Annotated in this window: 12 protein-coding genes and 1 pseudogene; 3 read left to right on the top strand and 10 right to left on the bottom strand. The window is 48.1% G+C overall.

Translation table 11 applies throughout. The features are described from left to right. On the top strand, positions 1 to 1037 hold a 1037-nt coding region (locus IKG78_RS00445; protein ID WP_290938020.1), incomplete at its 5' end, for an efflux RND transporter periplasmic adaptor subunit. A 705-nt stretch (positions 1038 to 1742) separates the two neighbouring features. Here IKG78_RS00445 and IKG78_RS00440 read toward each other — a convergent pair. The 5 genes from IKG78_RS00440 to IKG78_RS00420 form a co-directional block, all read right to left on the bottom strand. Further along, entirely contained in the window at positions 1743 to 1988 is a 246-nt protein-coding gene (locus tag IKG78_RS00440) for a 2Fe-2S iron-sulfur cluster-binding protein (RefSeq protein ID WP_290938018.1), read from the bottom strand. Then, positions 1988 to 3901 carry a fumarate reductase/succinate dehydrogenase flavoprotein subunit gene (locus IKG78_RS00435; protein ID WP_290938016.1) on the bottom strand — a complete coding sequence of 638 codons (1914 nt, stop codon included), beginning with the start codon at positions 3899 to 3901 and terminating at the stop codon, positions 1988 to 1990. Before IKG78_RS00435 ends, IKG78_RS00440 begins: the two co-directional genes overlap by 1 nt. 11 nt (positions 3902 to 3912) lie before the next feature. Next, positions 3913 to 4764, bottom strand: a complete 852-nt coding sequence (locus IKG78_RS00430) for a succinate dehydrogenase cytochrome b subunit (protein ID WP_290938014.1) — start codon at positions 4762 to 4764, stop codon at positions 3913 to 3915. A 57-nt stretch (positions 4765 to 4821) separates the two neighbouring features. Continuing rightward, a complete protein-coding gene (ndk, locus tag IKG78_RS00425) occupies positions 4822 to 5274 on the bottom strand; it encodes a nucleoside-diphosphate kinase (protein ID WP_073423020.1) in 453 nt (150 codons plus the stop codon). Positions 5275 to 5420: 146 nt separating this feature from the next. Further along, positions 5421 to 7499 carry a hypothetical protein gene (locus tag IKG78_RS00420; protein WP_290938011.1) on the bottom strand — a complete coding sequence of 693 codons (2079 nt, stop codon included), beginning with the start codon at positions 7497 to 7499 and terminating at the stop codon, positions 5421 to 5423. Between the two features lie 346 nt (positions 7500 to 7845). On the opposite strand from IKG78_RS00420, the gene IKG78_RS00415 reads away from it, so the two are divergent. Together IKG78_RS00415 and IKG78_RS00410 are read left to right on the top strand one after the other, a co-directional pair. Beyond that, positions 7846 to 11970, top strand: a complete 4125-nt coding sequence (locus tag IKG78_RS00415; RefSeq protein ID WP_290938010.1) for a hypothetical protein — start codon at positions 7846 to 7848, stop codon at positions 11968 to 11970. Continuing rightward, positions 11967 to 13904 (top strand): BamA/TamA family outer membrane protein, encoded by a 1938-nt coding sequence (locus IKG78_RS00410; protein WP_290938008.1) that lies wholly within the window; start codon positions 11967 to 11969, stop codon positions 13902 to 13904. The genes IKG78_RS00415 and IKG78_RS00410 overlap by 4 nt, the downstream gene beginning before the upstream one ends. Before the next feature lie 378 nt (positions 13905 to 14282). Here IKG78_RS00410 and IKG78_RS00405 read toward each other — a convergent pair whose 3' ends face one another. From IKG78_RS00405 to IKG78_RS00385, 5 genes and pseudogenes are all read right to left on the bottom strand, one after another. After that, positions 14283 to 15167, bottom strand: a complete 885-nt coding sequence (locus IKG78_RS00405; RefSeq protein ID WP_290938006.1) for an ABC transporter ATP-binding protein — start codon at positions 15165 to 15167, stop codon at positions 14283 to 14285. Further along, complete coding sequence (locus IKG78_RS00400) at positions 15158 to 15856, bottom strand: hypothetical protein (protein WP_290938004.1); 699 nt, start codon at positions 15854 to 15856, stop codon at positions 15158 to 15160. Before IKG78_RS00400 ends, IKG78_RS00405 begins: the two co-directional genes overlap by 10 nt. An 83-nt stretch (positions 15857 to 15939) precedes the next feature. After that, complete coding sequence (locus IKG78_RS00395; RefSeq protein WP_290938002.1) at positions 15940 to 18138, bottom strand: FISUMP domain-containing protein; 2199 nt, start codon at positions 18136 to 18138, stop codon at positions 15940 to 15942. Between the two features lie 328 nt (positions 18139 to 18466). Then, positions 18467 to 19750 (bottom strand): serine hydroxymethyltransferase, encoded by a 1284-nt coding sequence (gene glyA / locus IKG78_RS00390; protein WP_290938000.1) that lies wholly within the window; start codon positions 19748 to 19750, stop codon positions 18467 to 18469. A gap of 71 nt (positions 19751 to 19821) precedes the next feature. Beyond that, positions 19822 to 20203: pseudogene (locus IKG78_RS00385) on the bottom strand (hypothetical protein); the annotation flags it as partial.

Below are 20203 nucleotides of genomic sequence, written 5' to 3'. Positions count from 1 at the left end.
GCGTGGGGCACATGCTCTCGGTCCCGGTAAGGCGGGGCGAAGAGACCATAGCGGTAATCACCTGCGAACGCGGGGCGCACACCTTCTACGACGAGGAGTCCGCCCAGATCCACCTGGTCGCAACGCTCACTAGCGCAAGGATAGACGAACTCTACCGCAAGAGCGGCTGGTTCGGCAAGAGGTTCGCCCGTTCCGCGCGGGAGGGGTTAGCCAAGCTGCTGGGCCACGAACACACCTGGGCAAAACTGCTGGGCATCCTGCTTACGGCGTTCGTTCTTTTCGCGGCACTGGTGCCCATCCCCTACAGGGTAAGCGCCCCGGCCATGCTCAAGACCGACCACATCACCTACCTGAGCGCCCCCTTCGACGGGTTCATCCAGAGCGTGAAGGTGAAGCCGGGCGACATCGTGTACAAGGGCGACGAGCTCTTGCGACTCGACCAGAAGGAACTCAAGCTAGAAGAGGCCGACCTAATGGCCCAGGAACAGGACAACCGCCGCGAAATCCAGAAGGCCCAGGCGAACAGGCAACTGGCCGACCTGCGCATACAGCAGGCCAAGCTCTCGCAGACACTGGCGAAATTAAAGACGGTGCGCTACAAGCTCTCTCGCTCGGTGGTGCGCTGCGAATCGGACAGCGCGGTGGTCATCGAGGGCGACCTGCAAAAGCGCGTGGGGTCGCATGTGAACCAGGGCGGCGAGCTGTTCCAGCTGGCATCCATCGAAGAAATCTATATGGAGGCCGACGTGAGCGAACTCGAAGTGAACAACGTGCGGCTTGGCGGCGAGGGCTTCATGGCCATCAAGAGTCGTCCCGATTACGTGTACAGGTTCCGCACCACGCTCATGAACCCGACGGCAAGTGTCAAGGACCAGGAGAACACCTTCGCCGTGCGCGGCGAGTTCGTGCGGGCGACTCCCCCGTGGTTCCGCCCCGGCATGACAGGTATCGCGAAGATTTTCGCGGGCAAGCGCACCCTCTGGTGGATTCTTTCGCACCAGGCCATCGACTACCTTCGCCTGAAACTCTGGTGGTAAAAGAGGGCAAAAGCCCCGAAAAGCGGCCCAAAAGTGTGGTTGGAGGTCCTGCAAAAGTCCAAGTGCCATTGTCACTTTGTATAAGCAGCTTCCGCAAATGCTTAGGCATGCCCCTCACTTTGTAAATGTTGCTCCTGCAAACGCCCCAGCACCATCACCTAAGCGGTGAAGGAACTCGGCCAAATGTTCAAGCACCTTTGCATAAGTGGTGTTGCCCCTCGGACATTTGCCCGGGCCCCTTTACACAAGAATGCAACACGCCCCGGCAAAAGTCCAGGCACCTACTTCACCTTGTAAAAGCATCTCCCGCAAATGTCTAAACGCCTTTGCACAAGTGGAGAAAGCGCTTATGCAATTGTCCGAGGACCTTTGCACAAGTGGTGAAACCACTCGCGCAAAAGCCCAAGCAATTTCATCACCGTGGTAATGCCACTCCGGCAAACGCCCCAGCACCATCACCTAAGCGGTGAAGGTGCTCGGCCAAATGTTCAGGCTTCTTCGCATAGGTGTAAAAGACACTCCGGCAAAAGACCTGGCCGTTTTGCACAAGTGACAAAACCGCCCGGACATTTGCCCCCGCAGCTCAACACAAGTGACATTGTAACAAAAGCAAAAGTTCAAGCAACACCCCCACAATGTAAAAGCCGCTCCCGCAAATGCGGAAGCGACTTTACACAATTGGTATGCATAAATCTTGAAAAATATTCACAAAATTGACAAAGGTATTCCCTTTGAACAGAGAGAGCACATGCCACAGATACCTTCGCGGCAGTCGTGGTCGAAAGCGAAGCCTTCCTTGCCCTGCTTCATCTGTTCTTCGTTCACGATGTCGAGCATTTCCAGGAAGGACATGTCCGGAGAAACATCGTTGATCTTGACAGTTTCGAACTGTCCCTTGGTCTTGGCATCCTTCTGACGCCAAATCTTCAAAGTCAAATTCAGTCCGCTCATTATTTGTAGCTCCTAGTAGCAAGGTGGACGTTATCAAAGGTAAGAGGTTCCTTGGAGAGTTCCGGTGCGATACCGTCGCCCTTGTATTCCCAAGCACCGACGTAGCAGAAGTTTTCGTCATCGCGCTTTGCTTCGCCTTCCGGAGTCTGGCTTTCTTCACGGAAGTGGCCACCGCAAGATTCTTTACGATGGAGAGCGTCGAGAGTGAGGACTTCGGCGAATTCGAGGAAGTCAGCAACGCGGCCGGCGCGTTCGAGGTTCTGGTTGAAGGAACCTTCGGAGCCGAGCACGTTGACGTTTTCCCAGAATTCCTGGCGGAGTGCCGGAATCTTTTCGAGAGCCGTCTTGAGGCCGGCTTCGTTACGAGCCATGCCAACGTATTCCCACATGATGTTACCGAGTTCACGATGGATATCGTTAACAGTGCGGTGACCCTTGATGGAGAGGAGCTTGTGGATGCGTTCTTCGGTCTGCTTCTTGCAGTCTTCGAAGGCGGCATCGGATTCAGAGACCTTTTCGAGCTTGGTACCTGCGAAGTAGCCACCGATGGTGAACGGAATCACAAAGTAACCGTCGGAGAGGCCCTGCATAAGAGCAGATGCACCGAGGCGGTTTGCACCGTGGTCGGAGAAGTTTGCTTCACCGAGAACGAAGCAGCCCGGGATAGTGGACATCAAATCATAGTCAACCCAGAGACCACCCATGGTGTAGTGGATAGCCGGGAAGATACGCATCGGGACCTTGTACGGGTCTTCGTCTGTGATCTTTTCGTACATCTGGAAGAGGTTGCCGTACTTGGCAGAGACACCTGCAACGCCCATACGCTGGATAGCGTCGGCGAAGTCGAGATAGACAGCCTGCTTGGTGTTACCCACGCCGAGACCTGCGTCGCAGACCTGCTTGGCGTTACGGGATGCCACGTCACGCGGCACCAGGTTACCGAAGCTCGGGTACTTTTCTTCGAGGTAGTAGTAGCGTTCAGATTCAGGAATCTGGTCCGGGCTACGGGTATCGCCCGCCTTGCGCGGAACCCAAATACGACCGTCGTTACGGAGAGATTCGCTCATCAAGGTGAGCTTGGACTGCAAATCGCCATGACGCGGAATGCAAGTCGGGTGAATCTGAGTATAGCACGGGTTTGCAAAGAGAGCACCGCGCTTGTAAGCACGGAATGCAGCTGTTACGTTAGAACCCTGAGCGTTTGTAGAAAGGTAATAAACGTTACCGTAACCACCGGTGCAAAGGCAAACAGCATCGGCAACGTGGCTTTCGAGTTCGCCAGTGATGAGGTTACGGACGATGATACCGCGAGCCTTGCCGTCGATCACGACGAGGTCCATCATTTCGCGACGCGGGAACATCTTCACCTTACCGGCGGCAACCTGGCGCATGAGAGCCTGGTAAGCACCGAGCAAGAGCTGCTGACCCGTCTGGCCGCGAGCGTAGAACGTACGGGAAACCTGCGTACCACCGAAAGAGCGGTTGTCCAAAAGTCCACCGTATTCACGACCGAACGGAACACCCTGGGCGACGCACTGGTCGATGATGAGGTTGGAGTTTTCGGCCAAGCGGTGCACGTTGGCTTCGCGAGCGCGGAAGTCACCGCCCTTCACGGTATCGTAGAACAGACGGTAAACGGAGTCGCCGTCGTTCTTGTAGTTCTTGGCAGCGTTGATACCACCCTGGGCGGCAATGGAGTGTGCGCGACGGGGGCTATCCTGGATGCAGAAAGACTTGACATTGTAACCAAGTTCGGCGAGGGATGCAGCGGCAGAAGCACCGGCAAGGCCAGTACCAACCACGATCACCGTGAACTTACGCTTGTTGGCGGGGTTCACGAGCTTGAGTTCGAACTTATGCTTGGTCCACTTTTCTTCGATGGAACCACCGGGGATTTTAGAATCAAGAATCATTAGTGGTCTCCTTAAATTTCAGCGTTGAAAGAAACTTGAACTTCACCGACAGAAGGAATCACGAAGCTAGCCTTCTTAGCAGCCTTTTCCAGCTTCATCTGTTCGTACTGCGGCTGGAGGCTGCGGGACTTTTCGATGAGGGCCTGGGTACCCGGCTGGTTAGCGAGGTAGAAGGCTGCAACGGCGGTGATACCGAAACCAAGAGCAACGATAACGCTGTAAGCGATACCGGCGATATCGATAATCGGAGTCCACTTCTGGTGGGCAATGCCCATCGTCTGGAATGCAGACGAAATAGCATGGAAGAGGTGGAGGCCAATCACGAACATGCTAACAACATAGAATGCAGCCCAGCCCGGATTTGCAAACATCTGGATGGTGGTGAGCCACATGTCGCGGACGATTTCGCCTTCGGCATTCACATAGAGATAATGTTCACCGAACTTGAGCATCATGAGGTGCTGCACGAGGAAGCCGAGAATGAAGAGACCAGACCAGATCATGGTGAAGGTCGCGAAAGTCTTCTTACCCTTGCGAGCATTGACTTCGTATTCGATTCCGCCACGAGCCTTCTTGTTTTCGATTTTCAACTTAACAGCGAGGAAGATATGGAGAGCGAAAGCACCCACCAGCACCAGTTCGATGAGGTAAATCATCTTCACCGGGAAATGAAGCGGGTTGAATCCGGTCAGAAATTCGGTGTAGGCATTGTAAGAGGCCTGAGCCGATGCCTGATCGAAATTCAGAAGTTGGAAGTTGCCACACATGTGGCCAAAGATGAACAGGGCCAAAAAGGCGCCGGTGCATCCCATGATCTGCTTCTTACCAATGGAAGAAGTAAGATACGTGATGATCCATTTCATTTGAGTCAGTCTCCTTGAGGGGATTTTGTTTTTTGTTTTTTAAGCTCTTATGCTCTATTAGAGGACGCAGCAAGCCTTGAGAGAAGGCATTTCGTAAGCGTAGCGTTCTTCCTTCTTGAACCAGAAGTCGAGTTCACGTTCGGCAGATGCCGGACTGTCGGAACTGTGGACGACGTTTTCAGTCATGGAAGGAGCAAAGTCGTAGCGGAGCGTACCGGGTTCCGCCTTAGCCGGATTGGTCGCACCGTTGATGGCACGAACCTTGGCAATGGCATTTTCGCCGCCGAGAGCAAGCATCACGGACGGGCCCTTGGTCATGTAGGCTTCGAGTTCCGGGAAGAAGGGCTTCTCGACGTGTTCAGCGTAGAAACCGCGTGCATCTTCAGAGGTCATCTGATGCATCTTCACAGCGCAGACGGAGAGACCAGCAGCGATGTAACGGTCAATAATGCGACCCACGAGGCCGGATTTCACGGCGTTGGGCTTGATCATAGCGAATGTCATTTCCATAGTTGGTACCTTTTAGTTTAAGATGTGAGAAATATAGTTTTTAGTAGGAAGTAGGAAGTAGGAAGTAGGAAGATTTTAATTGGTTTTAGTAGGAAGTAGGAAGTTAGAAGTTACTGTCTACTTCCTACCGTCTACTGTCTACTCAATTACTCCTCCGATTCGATTTTTTTCATGAGGTCTTCGGCGAGCTTGCCGTTGCTCTTGATGTTATTGATGAGCCAATCGACAGACTCGGTAAGTTCACTCTTGGGGTAATTTTTCTTGAATTCTTCAAATACATCCAAGGCTAGAGTATCCTTGTGCATATTCTCCGTCAAGATGAAGCCACGGCTGAACATGGCCTTTTCAGCCTCAGGAGAATCCGGCCAAGTCTTGTAGAATGCTCTATATTCCCTCTGAGCCCTGTCGTAATGTTCCTTGTCGCTTAAGATGTGGGCAATTTCAAATGTAGCCTTACGGGCAACAGAATCAATATCTACATAACGATCGCGAATTTCCGTCCACGCTGTATAAGCCTGATCGATTTTTTTCGCCTTTGTATAAAGCGAATCCGCAGCATTCATCGCCAAATCAACAGACCATTCTTGCGGCATAAGCGTAATGTTGTCTGCAAAAAGTTCAACCTTGGCATAGCTCCAAGCAAACACAACTTCCTTGTCCCATCTGCTTGTTCTATAGCGATGTCCAACCGCTTTAAAGACGTCTTTACGAGCTTGTTCATAAGTTTCCGGCAAGTAGTCTTCCAAAGCGTAGTAATAAGTCCTCTTCATGTAGTTTTCGGGAACTGTGAACCAATCGTCCAAGTCGTAGCGAGATTCTTCATACTCCATATTCGGGTGAGCAGGATTTCCCATGCGGGCGAAAAGAGCCTTGAGAGAATCTTCTGGAGTCGAAATCCGTTTCGAAACAATGTCCTTATAAACTTTAATAACATAATCTACATCGCTTTGACGGCAAAGGGCTCTGTATTCCCAGGTCTGGTCCAATCCTAATTCACGAGCTTCTGTGGCAAACGCAAGCTGGAGAGCAAGAGCATTTACAATGCGGTCATGGGACTTACGGGAACGAATGAGAGCTGGATTGTCTTCATACATGGCAAAAACATCCTTTTCGCGGATGACGGGTTCTCCATTTTTCGTCACGAGGACATAGGACGAATCCAACTCATAGTTTGCAGTTGTTGCTAGTTCATTTTCAATAGTTTTGCGGACTCGGTCTAGCGGTTTCTGTTCTTCTTTAGCTTCAGCAACTCGGAAGAACACATGATAACGTCCAGTCGACTCAGAGCGAAGAATAGAGGAAACGGAATCCTTTTTTTCGCCAAATTCGATGAACATTTTCGGAACAAAGCCTATGCCATACGGGAACGGACGACCGTAAACGACCTTCCCCACATAGCCTTTCGCTTGCTTCGTTTCTTTATTTTCACTGAACTTCGACGCAATTTTCATGAACATCGGAAGATCGACTTTCTTGCCCTTGAAGCGTTTTGCAAGAGCTGCGGAATCCGCCGACTCGACGTGGTAAATAACATAACCGAAAGGAGTCATGTAATTTTTTTTGTGTTTTTCGTAATATTCTTCCACCGACGGCATCTGAATTTCTGTTTCCTGAATATTGTACTTTTTCAACAAAGCAGGCCCCGTTTCGCGAGCAATCCGTTGGCGATAGTCCGAAATGAAACGTTCCTTGACAGCATCCGTAATATCCAGTTCGCCCGAAGATTTAGACAAATCCCTATGCTGGTATGCATAAGCCTTCAGAGAATCCTGATTATCTTCAATGAATTTTGCCTCAGCCACTTTATCACGAACATTCATATAGGCGAGCGAATCCCCAAACATATCGTGATGTTTGTCGTAATAGAACGCAAGTTCATCATCGCTGTACTTCAAGCGGTCCATCGCATAAAGTCGCTGATAGACAAACGTCAAAAGATAATTGTCTATAGAAGTGTTATGAGCAGCAAGTTCATCCTTTATTTCGGGATGGTTGCGAAGAGCAACGGTATAAAGAGCCTTACGACTAAAAAGTGATCCCGAGGCTTTTCTCATTTGCTCTGTATTGGGGAGAATATTCCCCACACGCATCATGAAAGCGTAGTCTTCCTTGAAAATTGGTTCGTCATTAACTTTGGCAATAACCGCATCCTTATCACCAATGGAATTACACCCTGTAACGACAAGGGCACACAAAGAAACAATCGCAAGCAAAGCGTTTTTCATAAAGTCCTCATGATTATGTGAACGAGAATATAACAAATTTTAGTAGGAAGTAGGCGGTAGGAAGTAGGAAGTGGTTAGTGGTTAGTGGTTAGTGGTTAGGATTGCAATAAGAACGTTCCTTTTACATTCCTGTTTACTAACCACTGTTTACTAACCACTTTGCATATCCTATTTACTAATGACCAATGACTAACGGCCAAATCAATTATTTTATTCTTAACAAATAATAATTTACAGTTCTAGGTACAATCTCATTCAAGAGTAAGTTTCATGCAAGCAATCACTTGATTCCCTCGAACATTATCTATATTATGGGCACTTGAAAAGCATACTATCGATTTTCTTTGTGAAGTCCGTCATTACGACGGCAATTGTAGCTGCCGTGACCGTCGGTGTCTGGTATGTTCACTATGCCATCGAAGAATTGCTTTCATCTCCGCACACGTTCGGGGACGTGACCATCACCCCTTACGGACATCACCAGAACAATCTCCTCGACCACTATTATGATTCCATTCTCGTTCAAAAAGGGGAATCGACTTACATGATCCGGGGACCGCACCTCGACATAACGTTACTGGGAGACCCTCCGGGAATTGATCTCGACATCAGAGAGATTTCTGCAAATCAAGTGACGGATACAACAAGCAAAGAGACAGACAAAACAAGTAAAGCTACGGGCCGCGATTCATCGAAAGCTCTTGATGCAATCGCATTCCCCGACAACATCAATATTCCGCTTCCGGTCAAACTCAGCGTCGGCAAACTGGACTTCACGATGGGTGATATGGGCTGGAGCGCGCAAAATATCAAAGCACAGAACATCGGCGAAAGGAAGGTTGCGCTCAGCGCGGACAACATCGCGGGCAGTTTCGTGAAAGATACGGCAGCACTACAGCTAGATGTCGATTTCACGGACAAGAACGTCCTCCTCAACGGGAACGTCAAAACGAAAAACGACAATATAACCATCAGCGCAAATGCCCCCATGACAGACCTCACGCAGCTGAAGGTTTCAACAAACGTAAGCGTCAAGGATCCGCTCAAATGGGTTCCGATGAAACTGCCCGAAGCGATTCCAGGGATAAGCAATGTCAATTTCAGCGGCAACGTCACGACGTCACTCACCAAGAAATCTTTGCAGTACAACTTTACACTGAAGTTGCACATCGCTGAATTTTGGCCGTTCTTGCCTCTCGATGCAACGATCAAGGTCAGTGGCAATCCCAAGCATACTCTTGTCGAAACATTTATCAAGAACAACGAAGGCGGCACCATCAACCTCGAAGGCGTTATCGATGACAAATTGGACTTCGACTTCTCCGGCGAAATATCGAACATGAGCGCCATGTACGGTCCGCAGATGATGCCGATGGACTTGGACATTCAATCGTTGACCAAGACTGGCGACGACATCGAAGCATCCATCGAAACTCGTGAAGGTTCCGTCATCAAGACGAGAGTCAAGACAAAGGATAGCCTTAAAGTATTCTTTGCGGCAAATCTGGCAACCACGGAACCATGGGCTCTAGACTGGGTCAAAGGCAATGTCGAACTAGGCCGCAATCCCAAGATGATAGGTACATTTGAAAACGGAAAACTGCGAGCCTTCTTAAAAGCAGATTCCATCATCAACGCCTACCACCTGAAGGCGGACTCGCTGCGGTTATCGTTAATTTTAGACGCAGACGGTGTCGTATTCCCCAAAGTCGCAGTCTATACACCCAAAGACGTTTTCTCTATCACAGGCGATGTGGATTGGAAAGACAAGTCGCTAATTTACACCAACTGGCATTTGACGCAAAAGAACGGCGGAACAGCCGAAGCAACAGTTCACCTCGGTGATTCTCTCCTCGTATGGGCAAAAACCGACCACGTAGAAATTTCCACGATTCCCCTCTCGGATGTAAAGTTCAGTGACAACCTTAAGGGCTCGATTTCCGGTTCTGTATTCTACAACCTCGATTCCAGAGTCGGCGAAGCGGAACTCGATATCGATGCCGACGTGGATCCGTTCATTGTCCACGGTTACACCAAGATACGGGAAATCGGCGACACGGTCATTATCGACAAGGCTATTATTTCGCACAACAGCAACAAAGTCGCCATGGAAGCATCGTTCGTACTCCCCAACGACTCGAACCCGAACTACAAACCTACAGCCATGCTCCCGCTCCAAGTAAAGCACGCTTGGGTTTCCATAGAGAACTTCAATATACCGTTCTTGTTGGAACCGCTCGGAGATACGACCCTTTATTCAGGTCGTTTTAACGGAGAAATTTCGTTCGAAGAAGATTCTGGACTGCTCGGAAACATAGACTTCAAGGATTTGAGTTTCAACAAAATTCCTACAGAGGTGCTGAACATCAAGCAGCTAAACCTATCTGCAAAGAAGGATAGAATCGAACTGCTCACGAACTTCGACATTTCCAATGGCGTTTGGGTGGGCAACACCAATGTGGTTGTTGATAACATTTTCGAACCGACACGGCGAATCAGCCTTACATACAAGAGTCCAAACAACGGATTCATCGATGGAAGCGGGACACTCACAGATAGTTTAGATTTTATCGGAAACATCAAACTCGGAGGAACATGGCTTATTCCGGGTATTCGCGGCGAAATCGAAAAAACGGACTTGAACATTGATATCCAAGCAAAACTAAAGGATGGTTTGCCAGGCATTGCCGCCCAAATCAAGTCGGATTCCACCCTTCTCAGGTATTCCAACATCGAAAACGCATTCCCGATTCAAATCAGGGGTGGAATCAAGAACGGCAAACTTGATTTAAATGAAATATCGACGCAAAACGAATACGGCGACATCGTATTTGCCAAATTGCTTTATGATTTGCAGAACATGAGCATCGACGTCATCGACTTCGGTACAGACAAATACACATTGCAAACAGACCAACACACGGTTACGATAAGAAACGTAAAGGGTTACTTGGTTGATTCCAAAGAGCAGATGTCCATCGTCACCAAGATACCCTCAATCCAATATACGTTTGACGATGACACTTATGGTACGGCAAGACTTTTTGCAAGGAGCGACATCACATTCAATATTCCGCACACGCAAGAAGGGCAAATCAAAAACAACAACGTGAGCGGTGAATTTATCATAGACAAGTTTGTATATAGAAAGGATTTGGAAATTGACATCACGCCAAGTTCGCTTGACAAAATTTTGTCGATGTTCAACAATGCCATCGCAAGCTTGCGCAGCAAAGAAAAAACAGAAGCGAAGATCTCTGTTTCCAACCCCATCGATTTGTCGTTCCACATCAGCGATTCCCAGCATGATTCTGTTGAAATTATTTCGCCATTCGCGGCATTCCCGCTCACGCTCGACATTTGGGTCCTAGGCACAACGAACAGGCCGCTCTTGCGCGGCGATGTCACCAATACGGACAACGGATTTATAGGCATCAAAGGACTTTACGATTTTGAACTCAGCAGATTCAATATTTCATGGAATGATGTTCCTTGGCAGCACGGAATCATCGATGTATCAAGTGTGCAGGAGCTTCCCTACTGTTCGGAGCCTGACGATAGTGACAAAAATACATGTCCTATCAACTTCGACATTCAGGGAACCATTACAAATTTGCAGCCCATGCCTAGCTCCAACTGCGGAACAGAATCGACAGCTGCGGCAACTTATTACAACATCTTCCTTGGATGCGTAGCGAACGAATCTGGAGAATCGGCAGACTGGAACAAGCTTGCTGGTAAAGCCATCGGCAAAGTCATCGCATCTACAGCAAACAAGACTTTGGGAGGCGACTACATCGGCGATATCGATATGAAGGTGATGTTGTTCGACAACTCCAGCAACGAAAAAGACTCTTCTTACGTGAAGATTCCAATTTCACTCGATCGCTGGGTCAAGAACTTAAGCCTTATTTTCGGTTACACCCAAGATCAAAGCATCGATCCGATTTATGATCAAGCGCTACAATTCGGTGCGACATATAAGCTCCCGTTCTTCCAAGAAAAAGAATACTCGCACAGGAATCACCTTTCACCGTCGCTTTCACTCAACGGTTTGCTTATTTCAAAGCAATACACAACCAATTCCGGTGCAGAAAGCAACAACGAAAATCGTGTCGAGAAGAACATCGGCATGAACTACACATACAAGTTCTGGAATCCCTGCATTTTGGGTATAGGAAGTTGCGAAACCGTCCGCCCGCCAAGAGCAATGCGCCAGCCGAACGATACAACGGAAACAGACGACAAGGTGCCTCAAACGTATGTGAAACTCAAGGATAGCACGTCAATCGATTCCACGAGCAAAGAAAATACGCCCACAGAAAATTCATCTGAAAAAATAAATAGCACAAGCACCGCCGCAGAAACAAAAAAATCAGATATATCTACTGACAGAAAGAACGCAGATGAAGCGCCTATAAAAAACGCAGATGAAACGTCTGCGACAACGCCTACGGAGAAAGCAAAATGATTTTACTAGTTTGTGTATTATTGTTTTTTTCGTCGATGGCGTTTGCCGATACAGAAGAGAAAAGCCCATGGACCATCATCATCAAGGGAAACAAGATTTTCTCGAAATTCCAGTTGAACGAGCAATTGGATATTCCAACAGAATTTGCTCAACTCGATACAATCAAGCAAGATTTTTTAATGCGTCTTTCGTCAGAAAACGTGCGTGCACTTTACTATTCACGCGGATACTATAGCTTTGATTTGAAGATGGATATCCTGCGCACGCCATTAGCTCATGGGCTTAAACAACGCAACTATATACTTACAGTACACGAAGGCGAATGCTACAGATTTAACGATGCTAAAATCATTTCTGCAGGAGACGAACCCATTCCTATCGATCTAGGTTCGCTAAAAATTACAAAGCATCAATATTATAATCAGGAAGATATTTCGGAAGATCTTCAAGAAATTCAGAAAGCTTACCGAAAACAAGGTAATTTACACGTTTATATTTCATCAGAAGAACATGTCGATACGACGGCAAAACAAATTAACGTCGTCATCAATGTGACTCCCGGCCCGAAAGTTTTGATGGGAAATATCATCTCCTCGACGCAACGCGTTATAAGCAAGAACGAGAGAAAATCGGATTCAGAAGAAGGCCTTACAAATACATCATGGTTGTCTTCGCTTTGGCGAATTCCCAAAGGCGAAATCATTGACGGTAACCAGTATTTCAACTTCAAGAGCAAGCTCTATTCAACACAGCTATTTACGCAAGTCAAACTGAACGACGAACTGCGCGAAGACGGGCTTTCGGACATTCACCTTGATGTTGTCGAACGCGTCCCCGGTGAAGCAAGGTATGGATTTTTCTTTGAAGAAATGTACGGATTTGGGGCTTTAGCTTACGCAGGCCACAAGAATTTCTTTGGCAAATTCCATGAATTTTCGACAAGCGTACAAATTGCACAGCACAAGCAAGAAATCACACTCGGTTACGCCAATCCGCTTTTGTTCGGAACTTCATTCACGTTCATCCCGACCGCCATCCGCTTTGTTGACCGTCTTTCGTTCAATCATGAAAAAATCACTCCCCCCGCCTATCCCGACAGCGTTGAAGAACGCTACGAAATCATCAACCGCGGAGACCTGACGTTCGGCATTACCGATAACATCAAATTCCGCGGAACCATCGATACGCGATACGTGAACAAGAATGAAGACAAGCTCTTCAAGCTCAAAGGCGAAATTGCATTGACTTTCGACTACACCGACGACTATTTCAACCCAACGAAAGGCGTTCGCATCTCCCCTACAGCGGGATTCGGAACAAACTTTAGCGGAAAAAACGACTACGAAGATGGGCATATATATACATACGGCGAAGCGACAGCCAATCTTTATTTTCCGATATACTGGACTTTGTACGGAGCTCTTAGCGGAAGCATCGGTAGTTTTTTCAATAGAGCCATCGAAGACGACGCTCGCGTATTTTACCAAGGTGGTTCCCGCTCTGTGCGAGGCAACCGTTTCCGCAGTATTTACGCAAGCTACACAACAACCACTACAGAACAAGTCACCAAGAAACAAGACGACGGAACAGAAGTTACCGAGGATGTTACTAAAGAAGTCATCAACACAGCCCTCACACCGATGTACCTCCGCTTCAACGAGGAACTCCGCTGGACATTCCCATGGAAGTCTTTGAGAGCATGGCAAATCGTACAATTCTTCGACTGGGCAAGAGTTGTCGATACCAAAGACAAAAGCTACGAAGACGCCCAGGAAGGCAGCCTTGGTCTAGGGATCCGCTATCGTTGGCAATTCCTCACGTTCCGCCTCGATTATGCAATTGTTACGGGCCTTACCAGCTATGACGAAGACAAGAAGAATTCCATGAAATTCAAATGGGGACGGTTCGCGTTTGATTTGTCGCAAGCGTTCTAGTTTAGACGAAAGACGAGAGACGACAAATGCGGAGGGCGAGCGTTCGCGGGGGTGCTCGCACACCCATGACCGAGCCCAGCATTGAACGCCTTTGGCGTTCGTGGCTGCGATTATGATATATCAGAACACAAGTATTCTGCTGCATCATAACCTTGCACACTACTGGTATATGAGCCGAAGGCGAATATACAAAGACGAGAGAAGGAAGGGCTGTAGGCGGTAGGAAGTAGACAGTAGGCAGTGGTTAGTGATGGCAACCAATTATGGCGAGAATCGCGATCACAGTCATCCTCGACCGTCAGGGAGGGGATCCATACAGTTCTAGATTGCGTATTTCTTGAACTAAGTTATAAAACTCTGGACAGATTTCAGTAATTTTTACTGGATGATTGAGCGGTAAATGTCGGCGAGGGAATCGCCCTTGGCAGTGATTTGCGACGGTACAAGCCCGGCATTCTTTAAAGCACTTTCAATTTGTTCGCGAGCGACAGAATTTTCGAACAACAGTTCAAAATGCGTCGAAGACGTTGCAATCTCCCCGACACCCGGATTTTTCCCAAATTTCAGCACTTGACCGCGATCAATGATTGCATAGTCCGTCGCCCATTTATCCATTTCAGCAAGCACATGCGAACTCACAATCGCAGTTCCGCTCAATTCGCGTCGCCATTCATCGATGAGCTTCCAAACGGATTCACGCGAAATCGGGTCCAAGTTCGCCACAGGCTCATCGAGAATCAAGAGCTTTGGATTATGCAGCAACGCACGGACAATTTGCACCTTTTGCCGGTTTCCAAGCGAAAGAGCGTCCATGCGAGTATCCAAAGACGGCAATTTCAGGCGTTCTGCAAATTTTTCACAGCGTTCATAGACGGAGCCGCCCTCTAGCCACGCCCCATCGCCCAAATCATAAAACCCCGTAAAAAACTTGAGGTATTCTTCAATGGTGAGTTTCGAATAAACGCCCGGATTTTCAAGTAAAACGCCATATTTTTTCGAATCCAAAAAGCCTGCGGAATTTCGCAAGGATTCTTCAATATCAATAGAACCTTCAAAACGTCGCATGCGACCGCAAAGAAGCCGCAACATCGTTGTCTTGCCGGCGCCATTCGGGCCTATCAGTGCAAACAAGCTCCCCTGCGGAATGCAAAGCGAAAGATTCGACAAAGCGTCCTGCGAAGATTTCGGATAACGGAAAGTGACGTTGTCAATTTTCAACAACGGACGATACGCCGCCTCACCCATCGCAATACCTATTCGCAAAGTTCCTTAACTGCAGGAGTCGGATTCTTGATGAGCTTGAAAGCATCCTTCGACTGGCGAACGGCTTCCATCTGCACGTTTTCGCTAGCGCGTTGCAAGTACTGAACGCAACGCCAATCTGTACGGACCGCAGCCAGCTGTACCGGTTCAGTCCGACGACGAATGCTCACGTATTCAAACGCATGATAATCCTGCTTGACCGCAGCCACAACAACGACAGCCGTCGGATTCTCAATTTCCTGGAGGTATTTCCAGTCGCGTTCAACAGCAGCCACGAGCACTTTTTCGCCTGGATTGCGGATAAATTTCAAAGCATCTGCGCTCTGACGAACGGCCTCGGCCCACAGTTCATCGGACGCGCCGTCTATTTTGCGAACGATTTTCCAGTCCTGCGAAACAGCCGCCTTGAGAAGCACCGGATTCGTCACGAACTTGAGCAAATTCGGTTCTGCCTTGAATGCCCTGAGGAACGTTGATTCATCCATCGCATTGAGAGACTGCTTCAAAGCATCGCAAGGGCCACATTTTACATAAAGAATGGCCTGCTCGTTTTTTTCAAATGCAGCCTTTTGCACGGTTTCCGTCGGATTTTCAATCAAACTGATGGCATACCAGTTGAGGTTAATTGCCTCCAGCTGTTGTTCTTCGGTGGGATTTTCAATTTTCTTGATTTCGGTCCAGGACTGCATAAAACCTCGTGTTATCGAAACAAAGATAGGTTTTATTTTTGAGTAGGAAGTAGGAAGTAGGAAGTTGAAAGTTGTTTTTTCGTCTAATCTTTAACGCAGCGGACAGAAATTGCCCTATAATAGTTTTTGAACGTATTAGGCGGTGTTGGATACCAAGAAACGAATTCACTGACTCCAGATTCGTTTATATATAAATAGGCTTGTTCTCCCTTCGCATTTTCACCATCGACCCAATAACCAGCTGAAACAGACCACCCAGTTAGCATCAATTCATCGTAGCCCTTGGGTACATTACAAGATTCTTCGTCAATAACAGATAACGAATCAAAACGATAAAACATCTCACCTGCAGGAACCGCACTAAACCCAAACGTATTGTAGCCATCTTTATATTTCCAACCTACAGTATCCTTAAAAAATCTTTCAGTGCGTTCAAAACCACCCAAGTCGTATTTAGCTTGAGCGGCAAGCATCAATAAATGATTAGCCTCTTCTACAGAAGGCAAACGCCAACCCGCAGGACACGCATTTTTCGCCACATCCCAAGGATACAAGCGACCACGGCCATCACAAGATGTCGTATCGGCACAATTGCAAAAAGACAACGCATCAGGGACTTCATATTTTAGGTTATCTGCAAACCAAACTGTACCATCGATATCAACAGTCCTATAGACATTGCCATCTCGTTCATCTGTAAACTTGCCATACTCGCCAGAATAAGTAGTGGGTTCATCTGGCTTTATCGAAAAATCAGAAGGAGATGAAGACGTTCGCTTTTGGCTATCATCATCTTTAAGACAGCGTACAGAAGCCTCATAGGAGCCATTAATTTCATCCGTTTTTAACCTAGCACTGTCAGCACCAATTGTCAAAACGACATTGCCAAACCAATCCCATGTGGTTGCCGCATTCGTTGAAGACCAAAAGCGGACCTGGTCTTTTCCTTCAAGAGGCTTAGCACCAAAGCCGTATGCATCAAGACCATTTTTTCCATCAGGCCAACCACTCGTAGATTTCAGCATCGGTCCTGTATAAGCACCTTCTGCAAAATTTGTCGCATTGCTTAAACCATTTACAAAGGCACTCAGGACTCTCCATTCATAAGAACTCGGAACATGCCAGCCATCTGGACAAATCCCCTGAATAGGATATTCAGCAGCGCAATAGTTCCACATTCCGTAATCATCGCCCCATATTAAAATGTCTAAATAGCACCCCGTAACCGGAGCATTTATCATTTCATCATAAGTGTATGTCTCTTTGGAACCATAAGATAAATTTTCGGCCATCCAGACCCAACCGCCAATATCGACAGTTTTATAAACATGCCCATCGCGGGTATCCGTAAACGATTCAAAAGACCCTGTGTAAGTATTCTCGGCACGGTCTATCGGTAAATCTAAACCGTAATTTCCATCCCCCTGAATACAACGGACTACATATCCGCTCGCTTCATAAGTTGTCACAGAAGTAAAATACGCAAAGGGATTTTCATAAGACATATACAATGCTTTTGGTTCATCTGTCAAAATATGAAGATCTTCAAAAAGGCCATTTGGATCATCTTTACTATAGGATGGCAATGCATTGAAGCCAAAACAATCTAATCCGTTTCCAACACCGCTCCATCCTGTAGTAGATTTCAGATACTTACCTGCATATTTTGACCCCCCAGCGTAATCAAGCAATGTTTGAAAATCATCCGTAGTAGGGATTCGCCAGCCATCAGGGCATAAGCCGCGAGCGGGCCGCGCAATAGGGCAATTTTGAAATGTTACACCGTCATAGACAAAATGTTTTTTATAAACATAATCGCTAATATATAATACAGAACCATCATCGCCAGAGCAACCCGCAGCAATCCCCCCAACAGCATCAACCCAGGAATAATAATACTTCGATTCTCCCGTATATTTTTCACGATTATACTCTAGGTTTTCCGCCATCCAAACTTGATCCCCAATTTTAACGGTCTTATAAACATGCCCATCACGAGCATCCGTAAATTCACCAAAGATTTTCGTAGAATCAGAGCAAGCAAATTTCGGATCTTTATCATAAACGACAGGAACCCGCGAACTAGACGAAGATAAATCAAGTTTTCTAGGAGTTGAAGGCTGGTCCGATGAATTAGATAAGGAGAGTGTCAATGAACTAGAGGATTCATAGCCAAAATCAATAACCGAAGATGAATTATCTTGGCAAGCTGTAAAAACAAGCAATGCGCCGCAAATTACCCAAAATCTGAGGCCGGAAATTTTGCAACAAAACAACGTCATGACGTAATCCCCTTTAAACTATTCTTAATATATATTCTAAATAAGATAAAGGAACACAACCAAGTTTATTTTGAAGTTAATGGATTACAATTTTGTAGCATCCGTTGCATAGAGCAGTACAAAAAAGCCCCCGGCTTTTAACCGAGGGCGAATTCTTTAGCAGAGATCCTGCTCCTTCGAACCAAACTCAACTAAAGCAACACGTTGCCAAGTTTCGTATATCGACTTCGCAACTACGTTGCTTCGCTCAGGATGACTCTATAAGCAAGAAAATATAGCAGGCGGTGCAGAGACTATTTCCTAATCCCTACAACCTAAAACCTACAACCTACTTATAAAGCGGGTGCTTCTTGCAGAGAGCCACGATTTCTTCGCGGATCTTGGCGAGAGCGGCATCGTCGTCCTTAGCCTGGATGGCGCGGTCGATGATGCGAGCCACTTCGCGGGTGTCTTCTTCGTCGAAGCCACGAGTCGTGATTGCAGCAGTACCGAGACGAACACCGGACGGGTCCATCGGCTTGCGCGGATCGAACGGGATCGTAGAACGGCTGCAGGAGATGCCGACCTTTTCCATGGCCACTTCAGCTTCCTTACCGGAAACGCCCTTGGAGGTCATATCGACCACAATGAGGTGGTTGTCGGTACCATCGCTGATAACCTTGTAGCCGAGCTTCTGCATTTCGGCGCACATAGCCTGAGCGTTCTTGATAACGTTCTTGGCGTAGGTCTGGAATTCCGGCTGCAGAGCTTCGAGGAATGCAACGGCCTTACCGGCGTTGATGTGGTCATGCGGACCACCCTGCATGCCCGGGAACACGCCCTTGTCGATTTCCTTGGCGAGGGAAACTTCCTTGAGTTCGCCCTTCACCATCTTCTGGATCGTGCGGTCCTTGCACATGATGATAGCGGAACGCGGGCCACGGAGAGTCTTGTGAGTCGTGGTGGTCACGATGTCGAAGTACGGCACCGGAGATTCGATAGCTTGACCTGCGATGAGGCCAGCAATGTGAGAAATGTCAGCCATCGTGAGGGCACCCACTTCGTCGGCGATTTCCTTGAAGCGCTTCCAGTCGAGGTTACGGCTGTAGGCAGAGAAACCGGCGAGGATCATCTTCGGCTTTTCGCGGAGAGCGATTTCGCGGACCTTGTCCATGTCGATGCGACCAGTTTCCTTATCGACTTCGTACTGCACGAAGTTGTAAAGCATACCGGAGAAGTTCACCGGATGGCCGTGAGAAAGGTGTCCACCGTGGTCGAGCTTGAGGCCGAGGACCTTGTCGCCCGGTTTGAGGACGGCGAAGTACACGGCAGCGTTGGCCGGAGAACCGGACAGCGGCTGGATGTTCACGTGGTCGCAACCAAAGAGCTTCTTGCAACGTTCGATGGCCAAAGCTTCCATCTTGTCGATCACTTCGTTACCACCGTAGTAGCGCTTGCCCACGTAGCCTTCGCTGTACTTGTTGGTCAGCACGGAGCCCATGGCTTCCATGACGGCCTTGGAGGTGTAGTTTTCAGAAGCGATGAGTTCGATGCCATATTCCTGGCGTTCGGCTTCTTCCTGAATGATGTTGTAGATTTCCGGATCGGTCTGTTGCAGTGTAGATTTGAGCATTTAGCTACTCCTTGGGATTTTGTACGGCCCAAATATAGTAAAAAAAGCCAAACGCTGTTAAAATCGACCGGCTAACGGGCCCCGCTATCGATTTTCACGAACCAGGCGTTATCCGCATCGGCGATATCGGCACTGTACTTGTAATCGGGCTTGTAGCCAAGGGCGTCGCCGTCAAGGGCATCGCCGCCTGCCGTAAGCAGGTTATCCTTCATCGAGACAAAACCGACCGTCGAGTCCACCGGAGAGCCGTCCTCGTTATACCAGCGGTAAAGCGTCACGGCCATCTCGTTATTGAAAACGTTGGATTCGACAAGGCAGCGTGCAGAATCAGAACAGACCACACCAGACAACTCGACACCATCGAAGAAGTTGCTGTAGGCATGGAGCACACCGCCATGCGAGAGAACGCCATCTCTGCTCAGGCCAGCAAAGTAGCTGTGATGCACTGTCAGG

This window comes from Fibrobacter sp., assembly GCF_017545445.1.
Taxonomy (GTDB): domain Bacteria; phylum Fibrobacterota; class Fibrobacteria; order Fibrobacterales; family Fibrobacteraceae; genus Fibrobacter.
Note: the sequence above shows the minus strand (reverse complement) of the source record. Positions and strands in the feature narration are given on the sequence as shown.